This window comes from bacterium (assembly GCA_040755755.1).
Classification (GTDB): Bacteria; SZUA-182; SZUA-182; order DTGQ01; family DTGQ01; genus DTGQ01.
Map to the genome: position 1 here is coordinate 192,092 of JBFLZW010000001.1, position 21,585 is coordinate 213,676.

The 21,585-nt window shown below is 52.1% G+C and carries 12 protein-coding genes; 9 read left to right on the plus strand and 3 right to left on the minus strand.

From position 1 onward, the window contains the following. Nucleotides 1–3,162: a tetratricopeptide repeat protein gene (locus tag AB1611_00875; protein MEW6378138.1), complete on the plus strand. Its 3,162-nt coding sequence runs from the start codon at nucleotides 1–3 to the stop codon at nucleotides 3,160–3,162. On the opposite strand, the gene AB1611_00880 is transcribed toward AB1611_00875, so the two are convergent. After that, the gene (locus AB1611_00880) at nucleotides 3,157–3,537 is read right to left on the minus strand and encodes a TraR/DksA C4-type zinc finger protein (protein ID MEW6378139.1); all 381 of its coding nucleotides are present in this window, start codon (nucleotides 3,535–3,537) and stop codon (nucleotides 3,157–3,159) included. The genes AB1611_00875 and AB1611_00880 overlap by 6 nt on opposite strands. 506 nt (nucleotides 3,538–4,043) lie before the next feature. Between AB1611_00880 and AB1611_00885 the strand changes: the two genes are divergently transcribed. From AB1611_00885 to AB1611_00910, 6 genes are all read left to right on the plus strand, one after another. Next, entirely contained in the window at nucleotides 4,044–4,331 is a 288-nt protein-coding gene (locus AB1611_00885; protein MEW6378140.1) for a hypothetical protein, read from the plus strand. A 1,167-nt stretch (nucleotides 4,332–5,498) separates the two neighbouring features. Next, nucleotides 5,499–6,038, plus strand: coding sequence for a Smr/MutS family protein (locus tag AB1611_00890; GenBank protein ID MEW6378141.1), 540 nt, complete (start codon nucleotides 5,499–5,501; stop codon nucleotides 6,036–6,038). Nucleotides 6,039–6,445: 407 nt separating this feature from the next. Beyond that, nucleotides 6,446–11,146, plus strand: a complete 4,701-nt coding sequence (locus tag AB1611_00895; GenBank protein MEW6378142.1) for a PKD domain-containing protein — start codon at nucleotides 6,446–6,448, stop codon at nucleotides 11,144–11,146. A 103-nt stretch (nucleotides 11,147–11,249) separates the two neighbouring features. Then, nucleotides 11,250–14,012 (plus strand): hypothetical protein, encoded by a 2,763-nt coding sequence (locus AB1611_00900; GenBank protein MEW6378143.1) that lies wholly within the window; start codon nucleotides 11,250–11,252, stop codon nucleotides 14,010–14,012. Nucleotides 14,013–14,443: 431 nt separating this feature from the next. Next, complete coding sequence (locus AB1611_00905; GenBank protein MEW6378144.1) at nucleotides 14,444–15,820, plus strand: peptidase U32 family protein; 1,377 nt, start codon at nucleotides 14,444–14,446, stop codon at nucleotides 15,818–15,820. Between the two features lie 83 nt (nucleotides 15,821–15,903). Then, complete coding sequence (locus AB1611_00910; protein MEW6378145.1) at nucleotides 15,904–16,800, plus strand: helical backbone metal receptor; 897 nt, start codon at nucleotides 15,904–15,906, stop codon at nucleotides 16,798–16,800. Between the two features lie 42 nt (nucleotides 16,801–16,842). On the opposite strand, the gene AB1611_00915 is transcribed toward AB1611_00910, so the two are convergent. Continuing rightward, nucleotides 16,843–17,484 carry a hypothetical protein gene (locus AB1611_00915; GenBank protein MEW6378146.1) on the minus strand — a complete coding sequence of 214 codons (642 nt, stop codon included), beginning with the start codon at nucleotides 17,482–17,484 and terminating at the stop codon, nucleotides 16,843–16,845. Between AB1611_00915 and AB1611_00920 the strand changes: the two genes are divergently transcribed. Beyond that, the gene (locus AB1611_00920; protein ID MEW6378147.1) at nucleotides 17,465–17,659 is read left to right on the plus strand and encodes a hypothetical protein; all 195 of its coding nucleotides are present in this window, start codon (nucleotides 17,465–17,467) and stop codon (nucleotides 17,657–17,659) included. The two genes, AB1611_00915 and AB1611_00920, sit on opposite strands and share 20 nt — an antisense overlap. Before the next feature lie 224 nt (nucleotides 17,660–17,883). On the opposite strand, the gene AB1611_00925 is transcribed toward AB1611_00920, so the two are convergent. Then, nucleotides 17,884–18,771: a hypothetical protein gene (locus tag AB1611_00925; protein MEW6378148.1), complete on the minus strand. Its 888-nt coding sequence runs from the start codon at nucleotides 18,769–18,771 to the stop codon at nucleotides 17,884–17,886. Nucleotides 18,772–19,679: 908 nt separating this feature from the next. Here AB1611_00925 and AB1611_00930 point away from each other — a divergent pair. Continuing rightward, nucleotides 19,680–21,584, plus strand: coding sequence for a S8 family serine peptidase (locus AB1611_00930; GenBank protein ID MEW6378149.1), 1,905 nt, complete (start codon nucleotides 19,680–19,682; stop codon nucleotides 21,582–21,584). Nucleotide 21,585: the final 1 nt, after the last annotated feature.

The following is a 21,585-nucleotide window of genomic DNA, read 5'->3' on the forward strand; positions in this document are numbered from 1 at the left end:
ATGAGCATAACGGCCAAAAGCAGGAAATCGATATCCATCACCTTGTGCTGGATACTCATCGGCCTTTCGTCAGGCTGCGCCCGTCGAATCCGGCCGCTGAATATCGCCGCGGCGCGCGGAACAGTTGACCGCAGGCCCCATGTACTCCTGATCACCATCGACACGCTCAGGGCCGATCATCTGGGATGTTACGGATACTCCGGCGTGCAAACCCCGAATATCGATAATCTTGCCCGGACCGGAGTGCGGTTCACCCATGCCTATACCCCGGTGCCGATCACTCTTCCTTCTCACACCACCATCATGACCGGCCAGTACCCGGTACAGACCGGAGTGAGGGACAATGGCACTTTCCGGGTATCCGGGGACAGCACCACCCTGGCTGAAGTATTCAGGCAGCAGGGCTACCGGACCGCTGCCTTTACCAGCGCCTATGTCCTTGACTCCCGGTATGGGCTTGACCAGGGCTTTGAAGTGTATGACGATACCCTGGATTCAAAGGGACATATGACCTTCCTCGACAGCGAACGCAGGGCAGAGCAGGTGACCGGCTCTGCCCTGTCCTGGATCAGCAGAATGGCTGCTGCATCGCCATTCTTTGTCTGGGTCCATTATTTCGATCCCCATGCCAGCTATCACCCTCCCAGCCCGTTTGCCGAGCAGTATGCCGGGCATCTCTACGATGGAGAAATCGCCTATACTGATCACTGGATCGGGGTCCTTCTGGACCATCTGAAAAGCCTTGGCCTGCTCGATAATACCCTGGTGGTCCTGACCTCCGACCACGGAGAAGGACTCGGCGAGCATAACGAAAAGACCCATGCTATCTTTATCTACGACACTACCCTGCATGTCCCCCTGATTATGCGCTATCCGAAGAGGATTCCTTCCAATCGGAGCATTGCAGGGCTTGTCAGAACCCTGGACATTATGCCTACTATTCTGTCCCTGGCGGATATCCCCGCACTCCCATCCTGTGCAGGGATCGACCTGACCAAAGTCATCCGGGGCGAAGAAAATACTCCTGAGCTTTCGCTCTACTGCGAGACACTCTATCCCAGGATCAACCATGGATGGAGCCCCCTGGAAGGAATCAGAACCGGAGAGTGGAAATATATCCTGGCACCAAAACCGGAGCTTTATAATCTGGCCGAAGACCCGGCAGAGGTGAATAACCTCTGGGCTGAGCAGGCCGGGAAAGATTCCTCCCTTCCCTGGCCGATGCGTCTCGATGAATTGAGAAAACAGCTCGGCAGCCGCAAGTCTCCCCAGGGCACACACCTGGCACTGGATCAGGAGGCACGGGAAAGGCTTCGAAGCCTCGGGTATGTATGGACCAGGAGCCAGGAGTTAGAAGAAAGTAGTCAGCACCCCTCTCCTCCCCTGCCCGATCCCAAGGATATGGTTCAGGTGCAGGGGGAGATCGACCAGGCGGCATTCTGGATGAACGATGGGAAATATGAGCAGGCCAGAGAGATACTGGTGCGGATTGCCGGGGAAAATCCCGATGACCTGTTTGTGCGGTTTCTTCTCGGCCAGGTTTATATTTCTCTCAGGGAGTGGGATCATGCCAGAGAAGAACTCCTCCAGGTTATCGCCAAAAGTCCGGCGGATGCCGGTGGTGACTCATCGGCATCCGCCGGATATGCGGATGCACGGGTTTATCTTGGCATTGTCTATCTGGAGCAGGGTGAATATGAGAAAGCTGTCAGGGAACTTACGGAGAGTCTGCAATCAGATGCCGATCAATATCAGGTGTCCTATAACCTTGGCCTTGCCTATACCCGGCTTGGCCGGTTGGATCAGGCCCTGAGCTATCTCGACCAGGCCCTTTCCCTGAAGCCGGATCAGCCCGATATCCAGAATAACCGGGGAGTCATCCTGGCGCGGCAGGGCAGAATCAGGGAAGCGATCGAGGCTTACAGCCAGGCCGTCCGGATGGATGAAAAAAATCCCAGGCCCTACCAGAACCTGGCCGCTCTTTACCAGCAGGAAGGGGACCGGGCAAGGGCCAGGGATGTGCTGAATCAGGCACTCCTTCATAACCCCGATAATGCAGACCTGTACAACTACCAGGCATATCTGGCTATTCAGGCGGGAGAGGACGAGGAGGCATGGTCACTGCTGGACCGCGGGCTGGCTATAGCTTCCGGGCATGCGGCTCTCCATAATAACCGTGCTGTTCTCTACCTCAAACAGCAGCAGTACGGGCAGGCCCGGCTTGAGCTTGAGCAGGCCATCCAGAGTGACCCGAATTATATGGAGGCCCGCTACAACCTGGGCCGGGTTTTCGAGCAGGACTGGGAGAGGACCAAAGATCCCGGCCTGGCCCGCAAGGCACTGGATTGCTATGAGCAGATCACCCGGACTGACCCGAACCACACTCAGGCCCACCTGCAATTGGCTGGCCTGCGATGCCGTCTGGGGGAAACCGACGAGGCCATCAGCATCTACCGCACGCTCCTCGATCAGGACCCCAACAATATCAAGGTCAGGCTGAACCTGGGAATTGCCTATGGCCAGGGGGGGAGAATCGATGAGGCCATTGGCGAATACCGGCGCATCCTCCAGCTTGACCCCAGGAATGCTGAAAGCTGCTTTAACCTGGGCGTGGCCTATACGCAAAAAGGGGATTTCGCCAAGGCCACAGATGCCTGCCAGCAAGCCGTCCGACTGCGGCCCGACTACCCTGAGGCATCGTTGAACCTGGGCGTTCTCTACTGGCGGCAGGGACTGATAGACTCGGCCCGCAAAGAGTGGGAAAAAGTCCTGCACTATGATCCCCACAATGCCAAAGCCCATTGCAATCTGGGTAACCTCGCCCTCAGCCAGCAGGATTTCACCAAAGCCGGGGAGGAATACCGGCAGGCTCTGCAAACCGACCCGGACAGTGTCGAGGCCCACTTCGGCCTCGGAGCCGCCTGCATCAACCTGGGGAAAGAAGCGGATGCAGTCAGGGAATGGCAGGAAACCGTGCGCCTTGCTCCGGACAACATCCAGGCACGGATGAATCTTGCTGTGGCCTACATCAACCGGAAAAACCTCGATCTTGCCCGCACCATGCTGTCTCAGATCCTGCAATTGGATCCTGGCCTAGCCGCAGCCCATCAGCTTCTGGAAAAAATCACCGAACTTGAGAAAGACGGCAACAGCCGGTTATGACTCCATCTTTTCCATCTCTTTCTGGCAATCGATGCAGTACCGGACAAAGGGAAGAGCCTCAAGTCTTTTTTCCGGTATAAAATGGCCACACCTTTGGCAGGATCCATATTCCCCCCTGGTCAGCCTGAGCATGGCATCCTCGATATTTTTTACCCTCTCATTGTAGGTTTTGGCCAGAGCCCAATCGGTCGATTTATTTTCATCCAGAAACGATAGATCCGCATCATCAACTGCCATATCTGTGATGGTAGTTCTGATATCGGACACATCCTTATTGAACAGGCGGGCAATTTCCTTTATGGCCTTTTCTTTTTCGTTAGCCAGTATCTGGAGCAATTTCTGTTCACGATCCGTTAGTTTTCTTTTGATCTGCATAATCAATTTCCCTTAAAAAATACTCCATGACTATCTTATCAATCATCCTCTCCACCCCCTTTGCCCTTCTCCTCCCCACAAAGGAAGAGAGATGGGATAAGAGAACGGTCAGGAAATTTCGAATTCCCGGATATGATTTCTTAATAAGTCGGACTAAGAGGAAATAATACACTTGCCGGACTGTGGAGAATACAGGAATTTCGAAGGAAAGATCAAGTTCGGACGGGAGAGGATCCTGGCTGTTGATTCCAGCCGTTATATTCTTGATCGGTTTTCTACCCAAGGGCCAAGCCTACACTTCTGATACTGCTTAAACCTCGTCAGGCTGAAAAAAATCCCTTATCAAAAGTGTAGACCTGACCCTTCCCCTGGCCTCTCTTGGGCCGGTTTGACCTTCGGTTCATGGCCAGGAACAAAAAATGAACATCTCATTTCAAAGCTCGAGTAATTATAAGTGGTCAGGTCTTGAAGTGCAAAGTGCCGACTCAAGACCTGACCATTATTGTTTGTCACTAAGAATAATACCAGTACTGGTACTCAGGCTTAGTGTCCTGCCGGAGCTTCTGCCGGAGCCTCCGCTGGGGCTTCTGCGGGTGCCGCTGGGGCTTCTGCTGGTGCCTCTGCGGGGGCTGGAGCTTCTGCTGGTGCCTGAGTACCCTCAGCAGGTGCCTGTGCGCCACCTTCAACTGGAGCACCGGTCACGTTCTCGTCTGGTGCGGCAGGTGTCTCAGGTTGCACAGCCTCCGGGGCTGGAGCCTCTTCGGCAGGTGCCGGAGCAACAGCTTCTTCCTTAACCTGCTCCTCCACCTTGGGCTCCTCCTCAGATTGCTTGTTTGGGAGATTGCAACCGGTGGTTCCGATCAAGATCAGGCCTGAGATTACTAAAGCCGGCCAAAATTTCCTCATAACTAATTCACCTCCTTTCTTCCTTTGCCTCGCCTCAATCCATTTATCATAAAATGCAGGCGAGTTTTTTGCAAACTTCCTGCCTGTCAGCTTTCAGCCAATATCCCGTGGTTTGCTTGACAGGTACTGAATTATTGAGATTTTCTCTTATTACCCTCTTCTATATCCTGTTTATAATCTTGTTCATCTATTTAAAAAGCAATTTCTGTACCTGATCTCAAAAATTCCTGCTTCAGGACGTGCACACCAAACAAAAGTCTTTTGCCTATGAACTAATATATGATATTATTGAAAATTTCACCACGGCCTCTTTTTTATCCAATCCCAGGTTTACCACTCAAGACAGTTCTCGATCACTCTGGTGAGCGATCTCTTGATTAAGGTCAGTTCATTTTGTGACTGCCCGTGTTCAAATTCTGATCATTACGTCGGCCCGATAAAAGTTGTTCCATCATCCCCCTCTTACCGGCCATCTACCTTCACAATATTTAACTCTAAAACTTTGGTAAATAACTAAACAGATCGGTCACTTGCAGAAAAAGGCTCGCAGTTATTCTAACTAATATAGCCAAATTAATGACAATTGTCAAATGATCATTCGATTTTAGCGCATCGGAGCCATTTTATCAAGAGAATGTGTGATAGAGAAGCTTGACCACGGATCACCGGTCCTCTTCCCTGGTGATAGTGGTTTGCGATTGGACCAGGCCGAGCAAGGTGCATAATATACCATTCTTTTGTAAAATGCGAGTAAAAAATACATAACTGCTCAGGCACAGAGGCAAAGGCAACTTTGTGCCTGAGGCATTTTAGCCCCACCCTGCTGTTGCTGGAAATTTGTGACCATGTTTCAATTTTTCTGAAAAAAAGATTGACGGCAATATCCTGGCAAGTATACGATTACAATACTGCAAACGGGCTAAAACTTTACTTTTTGTTGAGAATTCAGGAGCCAAGGAGTCAGGAGCCAGAATAAAGGCTATCTTTTCTTCTGACTTCTGACTCCTGACTTCTGACTCCCAAACTGTTATTTTAACCCTTATCGGGCAAAACTCATGAGTAAGAGAAGACACGGTAAAAACAGGGCAGGATCAAAGAGCCAACCTCTTGCCGGCGAGAAAATTCCCACCCTATTTACTCCAAAATACCGGGACGGGATTTCCGGGGAAGAAAGGCAGCTCTTCCTGGAAGCGGTAGAATCATTAAAAGAGTATCAGGGTGATTTAATCGGCGAGAAATTCGATTCTTCTGAAACCCGGCCCCTCCTTATCAGGCCAAAAAGAAAGTCTTCCTCCCGGCAGCCAGGAAGCCAGGTAACCGCTACCCTGGACCTGCACGGCTTTGCCCGCCCGGAAGCCATAAGGCATCTCGAGCGGTTTTGCCGGCTGGCAGCCTGTCGGAGCATTCACACTCTGACGGTCATTACCGGCAGAGGCATCCATTCCCGGAGCCGGAAACCGGTCCTGAGAGAAGAAGTAATCCGCTGGCTGAATTCCGACCGGGGCCGAAAACTGGTGGAAGCCTATCGGTCAGGCTTTCCGCAGGAAGGAGGAGAAGGAGTCCTGATCCTTTACCTGCACCATCCGGTCGGTTGAGAAGGCATTCCCCAATCTGCATTTCAAACTCTCCCATTCTAATGGCATTTTTTCAAGTTCATAAATTTTTTTAGTCATTCCCCTATTTTTTTGTAGATAAATTTTTTATTCAAGCCGAATAGAATATCACACTTTTTTTAACATCAACTTTTCGATATCTGCACCTTGAGATTGTGCACCCTTAAGTTGTAACACCCGATTTAAAATTCTACCATGATAAATTTTTCTCTTTAGTTGTAATCGCCTGACCCAGGCGAAGAGCACTATCCACAAATAAAAACGATCAAATCAGCCATTCCGGTATTGAAGAAGGGAGGGAGGAGCCAGGTAACTATTAAAAAACCCGCTGCGCTTCAAAAAATCCATTTGCTTGTCTTCTATGATAGACCAGAAAGGAGCTAAAAAATATGACCAATTTTCACCGAAAGATTTGGGGAGTTTTTTTCACCGTCAGCCTGTTTTTTCTGCTTTGCTCCCGCATTTGGGCAGACACGATAACGGCAGGCCCTTTTTCTTATTTTGGCACTCCCTACTTTGCCACTTTTGCCGGAACCCTGACAATCGATGGACAGGGATCACAGGCTGGCGATATTATTGGTGTGTTTGATAACAGTGTCGGTGCATACGATGGCTGTATCGGAGCTGCAGAAATTACCCAGGATATAGCAGGAAGCTATCGCGTAGATACTTATGGAGATGATAATCCCAACGATACGGAAAAAAACGGTGCTACGGCTGGTGATACACTGACTTTTAAACTGTGGCGCCCGAGTACGAATACCCTGTATATTCTTGGCCCGGTCAACGGGAACTCTACATGGCCTGGTCAGGATATAAACACAGTGCTTAACCTTATCTCCACGGGAGTCGAGCCGGGTGATGCTCCGGTAGCCCGCTTCACCGCTTCCGCCGCCAGCGGCTGTGCCCCGTTGACCGTTCAATTCACCGATAGCTCGCTCAACAATCCCACAGGCTGGAGCTGGAATTTCGGTGATGGCTCATCCGCCAGCCAGGAGCAAAGCCCAAGCCATGTCTTCAGCCAGGTAGGTACCTATACCGTCAGCCTGACCGTAACCAGTGCCGCCGGCACAAGTACCCCCTATACCCAGACTATCCAGGCGCTTGCTCTGCCTGATGCCAATTTCAGCGTTAATACAACCAGTGGACACGGGCCGCTCGAAGTCAGTTTCACCGATCTTTCCACCAATAATCCCACCAGTTGGGAATGGAACTTCGGTGATGGCACGGCCACCAGCTCCATCCGCAATCCTGTTCATACCTACTCTCGGTCGGGGACTTATACCGTAAGCCTGAAAGTCACGAACGGATGTGGCGAGGACACTATGACCAAAGCGGATGCGGTTACCGTCACTGCTCCTGCCTCAAGTCTGCGGGCTGCATTTACCGTTGCCGCCGGCGTCCTGCTGGAGGGATGTTCCCCCCTGGAGGTATCCCTGGTGGACCAATCGACAGGCGACCCAGTCAGTTGGGAATGGAACTTTGGTGATGGTGAAATCAGCACTTCCAGAAACCCTGCTCATACCTTCACCCGCTCAGGCTACTACGACATCACCCTGAAGGTGAAAAATGCCGAGGGAGATGAGCATAGCCGGACCGAAAGGAAATGGATTCACGTTTTTTCCAAGCCCCTGGCTGATTTCCGGGCAGATAAAAATGTCGTTTGTGCAGGTGAGACCGTGAAATTTACCAATCTCTCGACCGGTGAGCCCACGATGCTGAGATGGAATTTTGGAGACAACTGGATCAGCAGCAAGGAAAATCCGGAGCATACGTATGAGAAGCCTGGTATCTACATGGTCCGCCTGATTGCAACGAATATGTGCGGATACAGCATGGAACAAAAAACGAGCTTCATCCAGGTACGGGCACCCGAGGTAGACTTCGATACCCGGCAAACCGGCAACTGCTCCCAGTTAACCATGCAGTTTACCGCCAAATCGACCCAGGGCAGCGTCAGCAACTGCCGATGGACCTTTGGCGGTGCCGGTGCCGGCGGTACCAGTAATCAACCGAACCCGACCTATGTCTATCCCAGTCCGGGAACATACACGGTCACGCTGACTGCCGATACTCCCTGCGGCCAGGCCACAAAAGAGAAGCAGGTGGTAGTCAGCGGCACACCGGTTGCCAAATTTGCTCCATCGCTCAATCCGGGCACGGTCAATCAGAGTATCAAGTTTACCGACAGCTCAACCGGCGGACCGACAGAATGGCAGTGGGATTTCGGAGATCCTGATCAGGGAACCAGCACGCAGAAAAGCCCGACCTACAAGTTCAAAACAGCAGGTGAATACCGGGTAACTCTGACGGTCAAGAATAACTGCGGAAGTGCCACCACCACCCGAAACATTATCATCGTCAATGCAGGCGACAACGTCAACCCGATTTTTACTGCGGATAGCACGGCCTGTGCCGATGCGCCGGTCAGTTTTGTCACTGCCGCTCCTTCCGGTGTCACCATCAACGAATGGCAGTGGGATTTTGGTGATGGTCTGGCAGGTACCGGAAGCAATCCCACCCATACCTATCCCTCCTCTGGAACGTATGAGGTCACGCTCACCGCTTCCGCTGCCAGCAAATCCTACAGCCTCGTAAAATCGATCGAGGTTCATGATCCACCGGCTATCAGTGCCGATGTAACCAGCGGCTGCGCACCTCTGACCGTTCAGTTCCACGATAACTCCTCTCCTGACGATACCTCCACTGCCTGGCACTGGTCTTTCGGCGACGGGAACCAGAGCACCGTGCATGACCCGGTTCACACCTATGCCCAGGAGGGGAATTATGTCGTACGGCTCACCAACGAATGCGGTGAAGCTGTCCCGGTTACCATCGAGGTCAAGAAACCCCTCAAGGCGGATTTCACGATCAGCCAGACATCCGGCCCGGCTCCCCTGGTGGTAAACTTCCAGGACAAATCAACCGGGGCGACCGATCTGACCTGGGACTTCGGGGATGGCGAGACTGGCCAATCTCCGGATGGCTCCCATATCTACAACCGTCCCGGCTCTTACAAAATCCGCCTGATTGCCGGTAACAGTGAATGTGAGAGTGAAAAAAGCCTGCGGGTCGATGTCTATACCCTGAATTCCATCCAGGGAAAGGTTCTGAATTCAGCTACCAACGCGCCGATTTCCGGTGCACGGATCAGAATTCTGGGAGAGAATCAGGATTATTGGTCAACTCCCAGCGGGGATTATACTATTTCCAGCCTTCGCCCCGGCCTCTATGCTCTCCTTGTTTCGGCGAGCGGGTATGAAGAAACTCTCATCCAGCAGATCCGGGTAAGGATGGGCAAGGATACGACCCAGAACCTTGCTCTGAACAGAAGCCTCGGTACCATTCACGGACACGTTACCGGACCCTCCGGAAGCGGACCGGTTGCCGGGGCGAAGGTGGTAGCCGTAACCCTGGATGGAGGACTACTTCCGTATATTCAGCAGGCGACTACGAATAGCGAGGGGGAATACACCCTTTACCTTGGCCGGGAAGGGAACTACAAATTGATGGTTTCAGGCGAAGGTTATCTGCCCAGGGTGGAAACCAACCAGGGTGCAGGCTACGAAATTACCGATAACGCAAATCAGCAGGTAGACATTGTCCTGGAACGAAGATCCTGGCAGCCGAAAGTGACCATCTCCTCACGGGAAACTCTCGGCACCCAGAATGACAAGCGGATGGAAATATACATCTATGCGGATCAGAATGTCTCGTCGATATCCATCGATTCGGACGACCAGGCAGGCAGTTTCAGCGCTCCGGAGCCGGTGACCGATCCCGGAAACCGCCCCTGCTATAAAGTGATCTATTCAGGCTACTCTGGAGAGAACATCGACAAGCTCGTAGCCCAGATAACCTTCAACCGGCGAGGTCAAGGTGTTGCCACGCTGCCCTGTGCTTTCACTATTCAGCCGAATGGCCTGCCTGGTCAGGGCAAGTGCCTGAAGAGCACCAGCCAGTTGATTACCCCGGCTGCCGGCGGCAGGATCAGCGGCCTTGGCTGGATAGACCTGAATGGAGACGGTGAAGAGGATTTGTGCGACAACAGCTTTGTCGATATCCCGCCTGGCTTCATTTCCGAAAGTCAGGGAGCCCCTGGTTCTGCATCCTCTCTGATAGCCAGCCTGGAACGGCGCTCGGATCCGGTATGGAGCTCGTTGTTTGCCCTCTACCGGCTTAATCTGATGGATGAGACCGGAAACAGGATTGAAAGCGAGGATATAGCGATTAAAGAGGACAATCCTCTCGTTGTTCATCTGCAATTCGATCCAACCACTTTTGGGGGAAGCCTGGGGGATCTGGTCATCAACTACCAGGATCAGACCGGATCCTGGAAGAGCGGCCTGAAAAACGTCCACCTCATCGGCAACACCCTGGTCTTTACGGCTACCGATCTGACCAGCTTTGCCCTGCTGTCGGGCAATTCTGCGCCTTCCCACCTTCTGGCTAACCAGGACATCTCCATTCCGACGCGATTGAACCTGATGTGGGATGATAATGCAGATTATGAGCTGGCTTACGAAGTCTGGCGGTGCGTCGATGAGTCGGATCCTCGAAGCGATATCCGCTACGCCCTCCTGACCACGATCAATCCTGACGCTACGCAATATACCGATGCCACCTGCCAGCTCGACAGGATGTATGCCTATAAAATACGGGCAATCACCGACCTGGGGGCCACCGATTACTCCGATTATGCCAGCATGAGAGTCGTTGAGTGCGGATCCGTGCCCGTGACTCCTGCAAATCTTCAAGTCCAGTCGGTGTCGAAAGATCAGGTGACCCTGGTATGGACCGATATGTCTTCCTGTGAGAGCGCTTTTGCTATCTACCGCCGGGATGGAGACACCGGAGAATACCGGATAATCAATACCAGACCGGAAAACAGCTATATAGACAGGGCAGTAAAACCAGGATGCAAATATTTCTACAAGGTCACGGCCAGGAGCAACCTGGGAGATTCGGGACCCTCAAATGAAGTAGTCATCACCACAGCCCGAAAGAGCAAAAAGAGCAGCGGAATGTGCTTTATTTCCAGCATCTCCTCCTCATGGTCAGCCTTTGTACAATGGATAACGGGTAAATGATAACCGTTCTCGCTCCCCTTTATTCTGATCCCTCTCTCCCACATGGGGGAGAGGGCGGCGGGGTGAGGAAGAGTGGAGATTCGAGATAAAAATGAGGATTGGAATGAATGACATAAGGACAGGAAGGTCGGCATTTTTCAACCAGGGCATGCGTGTTCTGATCATGATCATGGGAGCACTGATCATTCAGGCAGTCTGCATTTTCAACTCCTCCGGCGACTTTGTCAGCAGGGCTGAAGGGGCGGACAGCGGTTCCTGGGAAATCCAGTCTCCCCAGATGAATGCAAACTGGCTGAATGATATCTGGGCCACCTCTGACAGCAACGTCTTTGCAGTGGGCTTTGGGATGAATGGAGCAGTTATCGGGCATTACGACGGCCAATCCTGGAAAACCATGGAGGCATATCTTCTGGAAGAGCAGGCAGCGGAATTGACGGGCATATGGGGAAGTTCCGCACAGGATATCTTTGCCGTTGGCGGCACTACGGGTCAGGAGGATGGCCAGACTCTCATCTATCACTATAATGGAGCTGCCTGGTCGATAATGAATGCTCCTTTTTCCGGGTGTCTGCTCGATGTCTGGGGAAGCGGACCGGGCGATGTTTTTGCTGTCGGCATCGCGGGCCTTGTTCTCCACTGGAACGGAATATCCTGGACTGAAATGAGCCTGAGTCAGGCCATCGGTGCCGCAGACCCCCTGCCTGACCTCCAGAGCGTCTGGGGGAATGGGCCTGATAACGTATTTGCCGTTGGCATTTATTTGGACGCCGGCACCCAGCAGCCGGTATCTACCATCCTGCATTACCAGAACGGCCACTGGACCCTGATGCTGGAAATACCTTCAGTCTGCCTCTACGATATCTGGGGAGCACCGGGAGGAGATATCTGGGCTGCAGGCGATCGCATTTTCCGGTACCGCAACAGTGTCTGGCAGGATGTAACACCAGATGATCTTCAGGAATTTTGCCTGAATAAGATTGCCGGAAGGTCCGCCAGTGACTTCATAGCTGTGGGAATAGCTGACCTGGCCGGAGAGAAAGGAGTCATACTCCGTTGCGACGGCCAGACCTGGAGACATGCCGAAGGCCTGGTCGCACCCGGCTACCTCTGTTCAGCCTGGGTCGGTCAGGATGGCAAAATCCTGGTGGTCGGCGGAAACTTCCTGTACGATTACCCCAGCCTGGGAATTGTCCTGGCCTACGACGGGACTTCCTGGTCCAGCCAATCGGCACGGGCATATGAGGGAACCTGCCTTCAGGTCTGGGCTGCCAACAGCCAGAACGCCTTTGTAGTAGGTGGACATCCATCCCCGATGACCGAGGAAATGGCCAGGGTTTTTATTGCCCGCTATGACGGTCACACCTGGACTCCCCTTGACGTGCCGGAACAAGGCGTTCTCTTCGATATCTGGGGCAGCGCCGGCCAGGAATTGTTCGCGGTAGGGGGGAACTGGTGGAAAGACGATAATGACCAGACAATTACCGAATCCCTGATCCTGCACAGCACGAATGGCACTGACTGGACCAGAATGCCGGATTCTCCGGGGATCGAAGATATCCTTGAAGGTGTCTGGGGCTCTTCCTCAAGTGATGTTTATGCAGTCGGAAACAGCATCTACCACTATAATGGATCGGGATGGTCGAAAATGAGCTCGCCCCCCGCCGGAAGACTCCGGGGAATCTGGGGATGCGATTCCCTCAATGTATTTGCTGTCGGAGACTGGTCGGAAATCGGGGGACAACGGGCAACCATTTTACGCTATAATGGCCAGACGTGGTCAGCCATGAGCCATAATATCCAGGATAACCTGTTCAGGGTCTGGTGCAGCTCACCCTCCCATGTTTTTGCTGTCGGAGAAAACCATATCTATCATTATAACGGCACAGGCTGGTCCACCATGGATTGTCCGGCTGTCAGCGGATATTATGACATCTGGGGAACATCGGCAAATGATGTCTATGCCACCTACGATGTAGCTACCGAAAGACAGTCAGCCAATGGTTCAACCGGTGTTTATTATCAGTGCGGAATACTTCATTATAATGGACAATCCTGGCAGGACGAAGGTTTTCTCCCCGCCTGCGGACCCCTTTTCGGGATCGGAGGAACTTCCGCCCGGAACCTCTTTGTAGCCGGTGAGCTGGGAACCATCCTCCACCGGGAAACCCAGGGGCCGGCCAGCATGCAGAAGATCCCCTTGCGGCAGGGATGGAATCTGATCAGCTTTCAGGTCAATGTCTGTATGCACAGCCAGCAGCAGCCACCTTCGGATATATTCTTCCCGCCGGGAATTGAATTTCGCCGCACGGGTGATCTGTGCACCTGGCTTTCAGACAGGACCAACTCTCCGATCCGGGATGCGGCCGATCCGACCCAGGCAGGCGACTGGCAGCGGATTACCTCTTTCGATAATAGAGCGCACCTTTTGGATAAAAGTGCGCCAGCCATTTTCAATAACCTGACGTATATCTCGGCAGGGTATGGTTATTGGATCAAAATGAACAAACCGGGATACCTCGTCCTGACCGGCACTCCGCTTCCCTCATCTGCATCCCTGCCTCTTCAGAAGGGATGGAACCTGGTGGGAGCCGTTTCTCCCGATTCCTGTTACTACCAGGGGGCGGTGCCTCCCTGCCCCCTGCAGGAAACACCATCGGTAAACTTTATCCCGGTAGCCGGTCCGGTCATTCCGGAGCTTTTCTCTTCAATTACCGGAAAATATCTCCGGGTAACCAGTTTTGACTGTAAGGGGGGCAAGGTCTATGATCCCTATGCAGATCCCATTTTCTGCAACCTGAAATATTTTGCTCCAGGATGCGGCTACTGGATAAAAATGTCCGAAGAGGCGTATCTTACTCTTCCCTGACCTTGCTCTTGATACTCGTGGGGGGATTTTGGGGATGGCGCATCATGCCTTCCCCAGAATCCCCGCTTTCTTTTCGAAGCTATCCCTGATTCTGCCGGTTCCTTCATTCAGCAAGCTGTCAAATACTCAATCGATGTACTAAATTTACGTGAATCTTGACGATTACATTCATAGTCACTTATATGGGATAAATGGCATACATCTGATGGCACGCATGTATTTAAGGATAGAAGAATGATCTCCCGCAGAGGCGCAGAGGCGCAGAGAATGACCGAAAATAATATCCTCTGCGTCTCAGCGTCTCTGCGGGAGAAATACAACACTCCCGTGTCGTCTTCCCATAAGAGCGATCATAGTATTGCCATATCCTGAAATATGAGGGTATGGTCTTTAATCTTGATCTTGTTGGCTGAATTTTTCGGAGGATACCGATGGATACGCAAAATCTCAGGAAAAAAAGAATGACCCTTGCTTTTAACGGAGATCTCCAGCTCATTCCCAGGCTTGCCGCTTACCGGGATGTAGAAAGCATCTTCGGCAAATTGACTCAGGATATACTGGGAGGGGGCCGGGCATCAATGTATCTGGCCAATATCGACTTTGGCCGCATCAAGGAAACCATTACCGAAGCCCATCGTCATGGGATCAAATTTATTTACCTCTTAAACTCCATCTGCCAGTCTAACAGGGAGCTCACCCGGGATTACAATACGAGGCTTACCCGGTTCATGGAGAAGATTGTCAATGCCGGTACGGATGAAGTCGTCGTTGCCGCTCCCTATATGTTGAGGCTGACCAAGGAAAACTTCCCCCATGTCAAGGTCATCATATCGACCTTCTGTCTGATCAATGCCGTAAGCAAGGCCAGAAAATGGGAGGACCTTGGGGCAGACCGGATCATGCTGGGCTCTGACATCAACCGGAATTTTCGCGTCATTCGCAAGATCCGGCAGGCGGTCAAATGTGAGATCGAGATCTTCGCCAATAACGTCTGTCAGAGATACTGCCCCTACAGCGTGCCCCATGTATGTTCCATGGCCCACTCATCATCTTCGGAGGACAAGAGCAAGGGATTCGTCATGGACTATCACTCGTGCTTATGTGCCCGGACCCGCCTGACAAACCCGGCGGAGTTCATTTCCATGGGCTTCATCCGACCCGAAGATATCCAAACCTACATCGATTTAGGGATCGATGTCTTCAAAGTGGCAGGACGCACCAGGTCATCTGACTGGCTTTTACGAACTGTCAAGGCTTATTCCGAGGAGAAGTTCGACGGAAATCTGGCCGACCTGATCGTTTATCCCTATATCATGAGTAAGGATGAGGGCCTTCTGGCAAATGCCGAACAATGGATTTTGCGGCCCCGGCATGTCAACTTACGGGTTCTCTCCATATTCCGCCAAATGGAGAAAAGGAACGGAATAGTCTACATTGACAATCGCAAGCTTGACGGCTTTCTCGATTACTTCAAAAACCACGACTGTGAGGGCTCGATTTGCGATGTTGACTGCAAATATTGCAGCACAGTGGCCAAAAAAGCGATCACCTTCGATCAGGAGAAATTAGCCCGGCATATCGAGGATCTGGAAACGCTGATTCGAATGTTCGAAGATCGAAGCGCTTTCAGGAAAAATCCATTGGGTGTGCAGATCGGGGCCAGTATCTGGCGGCTGCTGGCACCAAGGAAGACCAACTTTCGGCAGCACGGCCCCAAAGAGGAGATGTCTGACCGGTTGTTAAAAGTTCTTTTCAATGATACAATGGACCGCAGGGAAAGTCAGAATAAGGAGAGCTTAAATCCCTAACAGAGAATTGCCTATATTGCCCTTATCCCGGATACCCCAGGGTGAACCGATATCCTTTTCTTTTGTGGCTGGTTATTGCTATTATGTTGTTCGATCTTCAGGGGAGTGTCACTCGCTCTGCGATGAGCCCCTCTGCCCCTGCGTCCTTTCCTTTTCAGCTCGTGGATGCCACCGGAGAGTCGGTCTCCTTCCCCGCCTGCCCTGCAAGGATTATCTCTCTGGCCCCTTCAATCACCGAATGCCTGTTCAGCCTGGGCCTGGATAAAGAAATCATTGGAGTAACCACCTACTGCGATTATCCGAAAGAAGCCGGAAAAAAGGAGAAGGTCGGCAGCCTGCTCATCCTGGACACGGAAAAAATCCTTTCACTGACACCCGACCTGATTCTGGCCATTAAGGAGGGAAACCAGGCAGCACAGGTCTTTCGGCTGCGCAAACTTGGCCTTCGGGTATTTGTCCTGAACCAGGCCAAAGAGCTGGGGCACGTCTATCGGGATATCGGGCTCCTGGGCTGCCTGAGCGGCCGGAAGACACAGGCTCAAGAGGTGATCAGGAATATGCGGATCAAAGTACGCGAGGTGGAGCAGGCCCTTTCATCCGTCAGAAAGAGGCCGCTCTGCTTCTGGCAACTGGGTATCAACCCCCTGATAACAGCCGGGAAGAATACCCTGGCCCATGACCTGATCCGCTTGGCTGGAGGGGAAAATCTGGCTGGCGGCCAGCAGGGGTACATCCACTACAGCCTGGATGAAGTGATTGCCAGAAACCCTGAGATAATCCTGATGATCGGCATGGGGGAAGCCCTCCAGGGATACCAGGCTCTGTGGGAGAAGTTTCCTCAGCTTGCGGCCAGAAAAAATGGAAAAATTCTGGCTCTCAATCCCGATCTGGTCAACCGGGCATCCCCCCGCATCGCCGAAGGCTTAAAGAGCCTGGCAGAGGCTTTGCACCCGCAGGCCTTTGTTTCGCCGGGACGATAGAACTGCCTGGGTTCAAGGACTTTTAAGGAAGTCCTCCCTTCCTCATTTACACTCAATATGAAGCTCTTTATCCTGTCGGATCTGAGGAGTGTAGCGCACGGCCCGCATGATATCCTGAAACCTCCATATCTCCTCATAGCCCAGGACAGCCACGTAATCACCACCCTGCTGGTAAGGATCCCAAAAGTAAACCGAGTAAGTACCCGGTTCCTTCAGCATCTGATCAAACTTCGGTCCCTCATAATAGCTCTTTCCCCCAAAAGGCTCATAAAAGCTCGTCCGCTCCTGTCCGGGCTCCAGGTTCTTGACCACAATCGCTCCCTGCCCCTGGGGGAGAGCAAAAGGCAGGCTATCATACTCCGGCTCCGGCAATCCGGGGCCAACGACGGCAAACCAGGGCAGAAAATTCTCGTAACCGGAACACTCCGGCACCAGAGATTGGACAAAGACCCTGCTCGGTTCAGGGAGGTTGAAAGTATAGACATCGACATCATCTGAAAAACCGTTTTCGAATTCCAGCCAGGCATAGACCGCGATTGACTGCTCGATTGATCCCGCTACCCGGAAGGGCTGTTCTTCTGAAAAGTCGGTTTCCTCCAAGTATGGCACATGAGAAAAAGCCTGGCCATAGCAGAAAGAAATTACCACAAAAGCTCCTATCCCTATGAAAAATAACCTCTTCATTCTCTTCTCCTCACTTGCTGGATGTTCCTGTATCGAGGGATTTCCTAAGAATCCCCTATCTGTCCAGAGAAAAGATTCGGATATTTTCAGGAATGGAAGTACATCAATTGCTTCTGTCTCTGTAACTGCTCAGGTACAGAGGGACAAAGGCACAAAGGGGGAAAAGAAGATATGATGCATATTGAGCACGGTAATCGGGCAGTTGAGCATCGAATAGCCAAAGGTAACTTTGTGCCTCCGTGTTCCCCTTCGTGCTCTTCGTGTCCCCCTTCTTAATTCCACCAACACCGAGCAACCCTCAGAATCCAAAACCATAAAAGAAGTATCGTAGAAGGAGGCAGGCATCCGGCGATGCCTGCCTCCTCCTTGAACGGTGGTGATTCACCCTGCTTTACATTATTAAATAATCGGCACGGTGGTCAGTGTAGGCAGTAACGTAGTTGTAGGCAGCAGAGTAGATGCACCCAGTGTAAGGTCGAAGGTACCATAATCGAGCTTGGTATAAAGCTGATCGGCAATCATCCAGTCACCGGTCATGGTCGTGTCACTGGTCATCACGCAGTTGAGCTGAAGAACGTAGGTAATCAGGTTGATGACGTCATAATATGTGCCGGTGAGGGTAAAGGTACCGGTTCCGGGATTCGGGCCGGACACGGTGACAGGCGGAATCTTGTATTGATTAAGAGCCAGGAAAGCAGGGCCGGACAGGGCAAGGGTCACGGGATCTTCAACCAGATTAAGCGTCATGAGGCCGCCTTTGAGTTTCAGCAGGCTTAACCAGTAACCGCTCCAGTACCCAGCCTGTTCGGCAGCAATAGCAGTAGCAGGGGCAGGGGCAGGAGTTGTGGTACTGACAGCCGGGGACGACAGGCCGCCCAACAGCCCGCCTAAAGAGCTCAGGCCAAGGAGTCCGCCAAGGCCGCCCATGCCGTACAGGCCACCCAGTCCATAGAGTCCCATGCCGTACAGGCCGCCCAGGCCATACAGACCCATGCCGTAGAGGCCGCCCATCAGGCCATAGAGTCCCATGCCGTACAGGCCGCCCATACCGTAGAGACCACCCAGGCCATAGAGTCCCATGCCGTAGAGACCACCCAGGCCATACAGACCCATGCCGTAGAGGCCGCCCATACCATAAAGACCCAAGCCGCCATACAATCCTCCCCAACCCATTCCATACAGTCCGCCGTACATCCCATAGTAAGCATTGCTGTTTTTTACATTACCGAAAACGAAGGTGAGGCACAATAAGGAAATAATAAACAACAGACAGAAACGGCTTTTCATTTTTGACAAATACATTTTTTCCTCCAACATCTCCCATTCAATCCTAACCCAAGGTAATTAAATAAAAAATGACACACATAACCTCATACTTCTTCCTTGCTCATTTCCCCTTCCGCTTTTCACCTCCTTAAGATTCACAAAATAGCGACTCCTTAACGGAGTGCTGCTTCCTGCCAATCAATTCCCCAAAGAAATACCATAAGAGCCGTTACGGCCCGTGATACGGGCCGCAATCGAAGATGAGCATGGACGCAGGAGCTGGAACTGCTATTGGGAAGCATCAGTAAAACAACTGGACCGCGAGAGAACGTGATTCCTGGTTTCTATCAATATATCAACATGGTTCTTGCCTTATACCTGACAGCATTGACTATCGAGCAAAGAAGATGCCAAATGGGTATCAACCTGCAAAACTGGTTGATATCATTGCACTATTGTTCAACCAATACTATCAATATTGGTGGTTTTTTCTCCTTTTATCCATAAAGATTGAGATCATGAGCGGACATTTCGGGCAGGGTATAAACTTAAAGCACCCCTGTGTAATACTTATAACACGGGAGATAGAGCGATATCGCGGGCTGCCGGACAGGGAGGTAATAAATATTATACAGGGCTCCATAGAGTATATGGACTTGAGCCATCGCCGGGCCTGTTACGGGCAATAGAGCTCTGCGGAGGAATCTCATTTTTTATGGAGGCTCAGCCTGAAACCCGGCACATGAACTCCGAAATCTGATATGTGAAATAGGTACTAAGTTAGTAGTAAATATTGTAGTGGTTTTACTGCATTCTCTCGATATTGTAGTATGCAAAAGAATACAATAATGAACCCCAAAAGAGTAAAAATTATCAGGATTCAGGAATTTGGAAGCCCGAAAATGGTTTAACAATCAGGAGGAGGCACCATGAAGCAAAAACCCTGGAAGCAGAAACTATTGCCTTTGAAAATTCTCGTTTTCTCCCTCATGGCTCTATTACTCTCGATAGACCCCTCGCCAAGCTATGCCGGCGTTGCTCTATTTCCAGTCAGGAACGACTATATCGTCGTTCTGAAGGATGATATAGAAAGTCCTGAAACTGTAATGGCCGAGATAAAAAAGATGTGCACAATCAAATGCGGCTTTCTCTACAATCATTGCCTTAAGGGTTTTTCAGCGATCATACCTGCTCCGGCTATGGCCAAGATCAAGAATGACCCAAGAATCAAGTACATCGAGCCCGATGCCATTGCCTATGCTCTTCCGCAGACGCTGCCTCCGGGAGTTGGCAGAATCAAAGCCAATCGCAATAGCATAGCCATGATTGACGGGACTGACCAGCGGGTCGATGTTGATATAGCTATTATCGATACAGGCATTGATCTGACGCATCCAGATCTCAATGTAGTCGAGAATGTAAGCTTTGTCCCACGGGTCGGCAGCGGCAATGACGATAACGGTCACGGCTCGCATGTTGCCGGGATTGCGGCGGCCATAGACGACGGTGTCGGGGTGGTGGGCATTGCTCCGGGAGCCAGACTGCATGCAGTCAAAGTTCTGGACCGCAGGGGAAGTGGAAAAATCTCCTGGATCATTGCCGGTATCGATTGGGTGACACAACATGCTGATGAAATCGAGGTGGCCAATATGAGTCTTGGCAGCGTTGGCTATCTGCAATCCTTGAGGGATGCTGTTATCAACAGCGTCAACAAGGGGGTTGTCTATACAGTGGCAGCCGGTAACGAGGAAGATGATGTCTATGGGCCGGATGGAGCATTCGGCACCGATGATGATCATGTTCCGGCAGCCTACCCTGAGGTGGCTGCTATCTCGGCCATGTCCGACTTTGATGGCCTGGCTGGCGGGAGGGGCGGGACAAGCGGCAATGAATCCGATGACACCCTGGCCACCTTCAGCAATTTCAGCACATCGGTCATCGAGGAAAACCCGGTCACTTCACCTGGTGCAGCCATCGATTTTGCCGCTCCCGGGGTCGATATCTTCTCTACGTATAAGAACGGTGGATACAAAACCTTGAGCGGGACCAGTATGGCCTCACCACATGGGGCCGGTTGCGCGGCCCTGTATATCGCCGGGCATGGAAGGGCCCGCAATGCCGCCCAGGTGGCTGCCATCCGGCAAGCCCTGATCGATATGGCCGAGCCGCAAACTTCCTGGGGTCCATCGAATACCAGAGATCCTGACAGTAACCGGGAAGGGTTGGTGGATGCCGAGGCTATCGATCAGCCAGATGCACATGGTCCTCTGAATCTGATCGTGATCAGGCCTGAGGCTGTCTTCATCCGGAAAGGAAAGACACAGGAGTTTACTGCCACGGGTCACTATGCTGATGGAAGCGTCAGAAACATCACTGCTTCGGTTATATGGACCAGCTCTGATCCTTCAGTGGCCACCATAGACTCTCATGGTCTGGCCACTGGTCAGGGAGAGGGTAGCGTCCAGATCACCGCGACCTTCGGGGAAGTAAGCAGCCTGCCTGCTGCCTTGACCGTCATCGAACCGGCATGGCGATCGATCTCCATCACTCCGGTGCCGGTCTCGATCCGTATCGGGGAAACCCAGCAGTTTACCGCTCTGGCCATTTTCTCCGACGCAACGAGCGAGGATGTCACCAACTCGGTGACCTGGACCAGCTCTGACCCTTCGGTAGCAACTATAGACTCTCATGGCCTGGCTACCGGGAAAGGAGCCGGAACCACCATTATCACCGCCAGCTCAGGCGAGATTATCAGCCAGGAAGCTGAATTAACGGTGACCAGAACCAGGACTTGGATCACGTTCATGGATATCTTCAAGCTGGTGAGGAAATAGC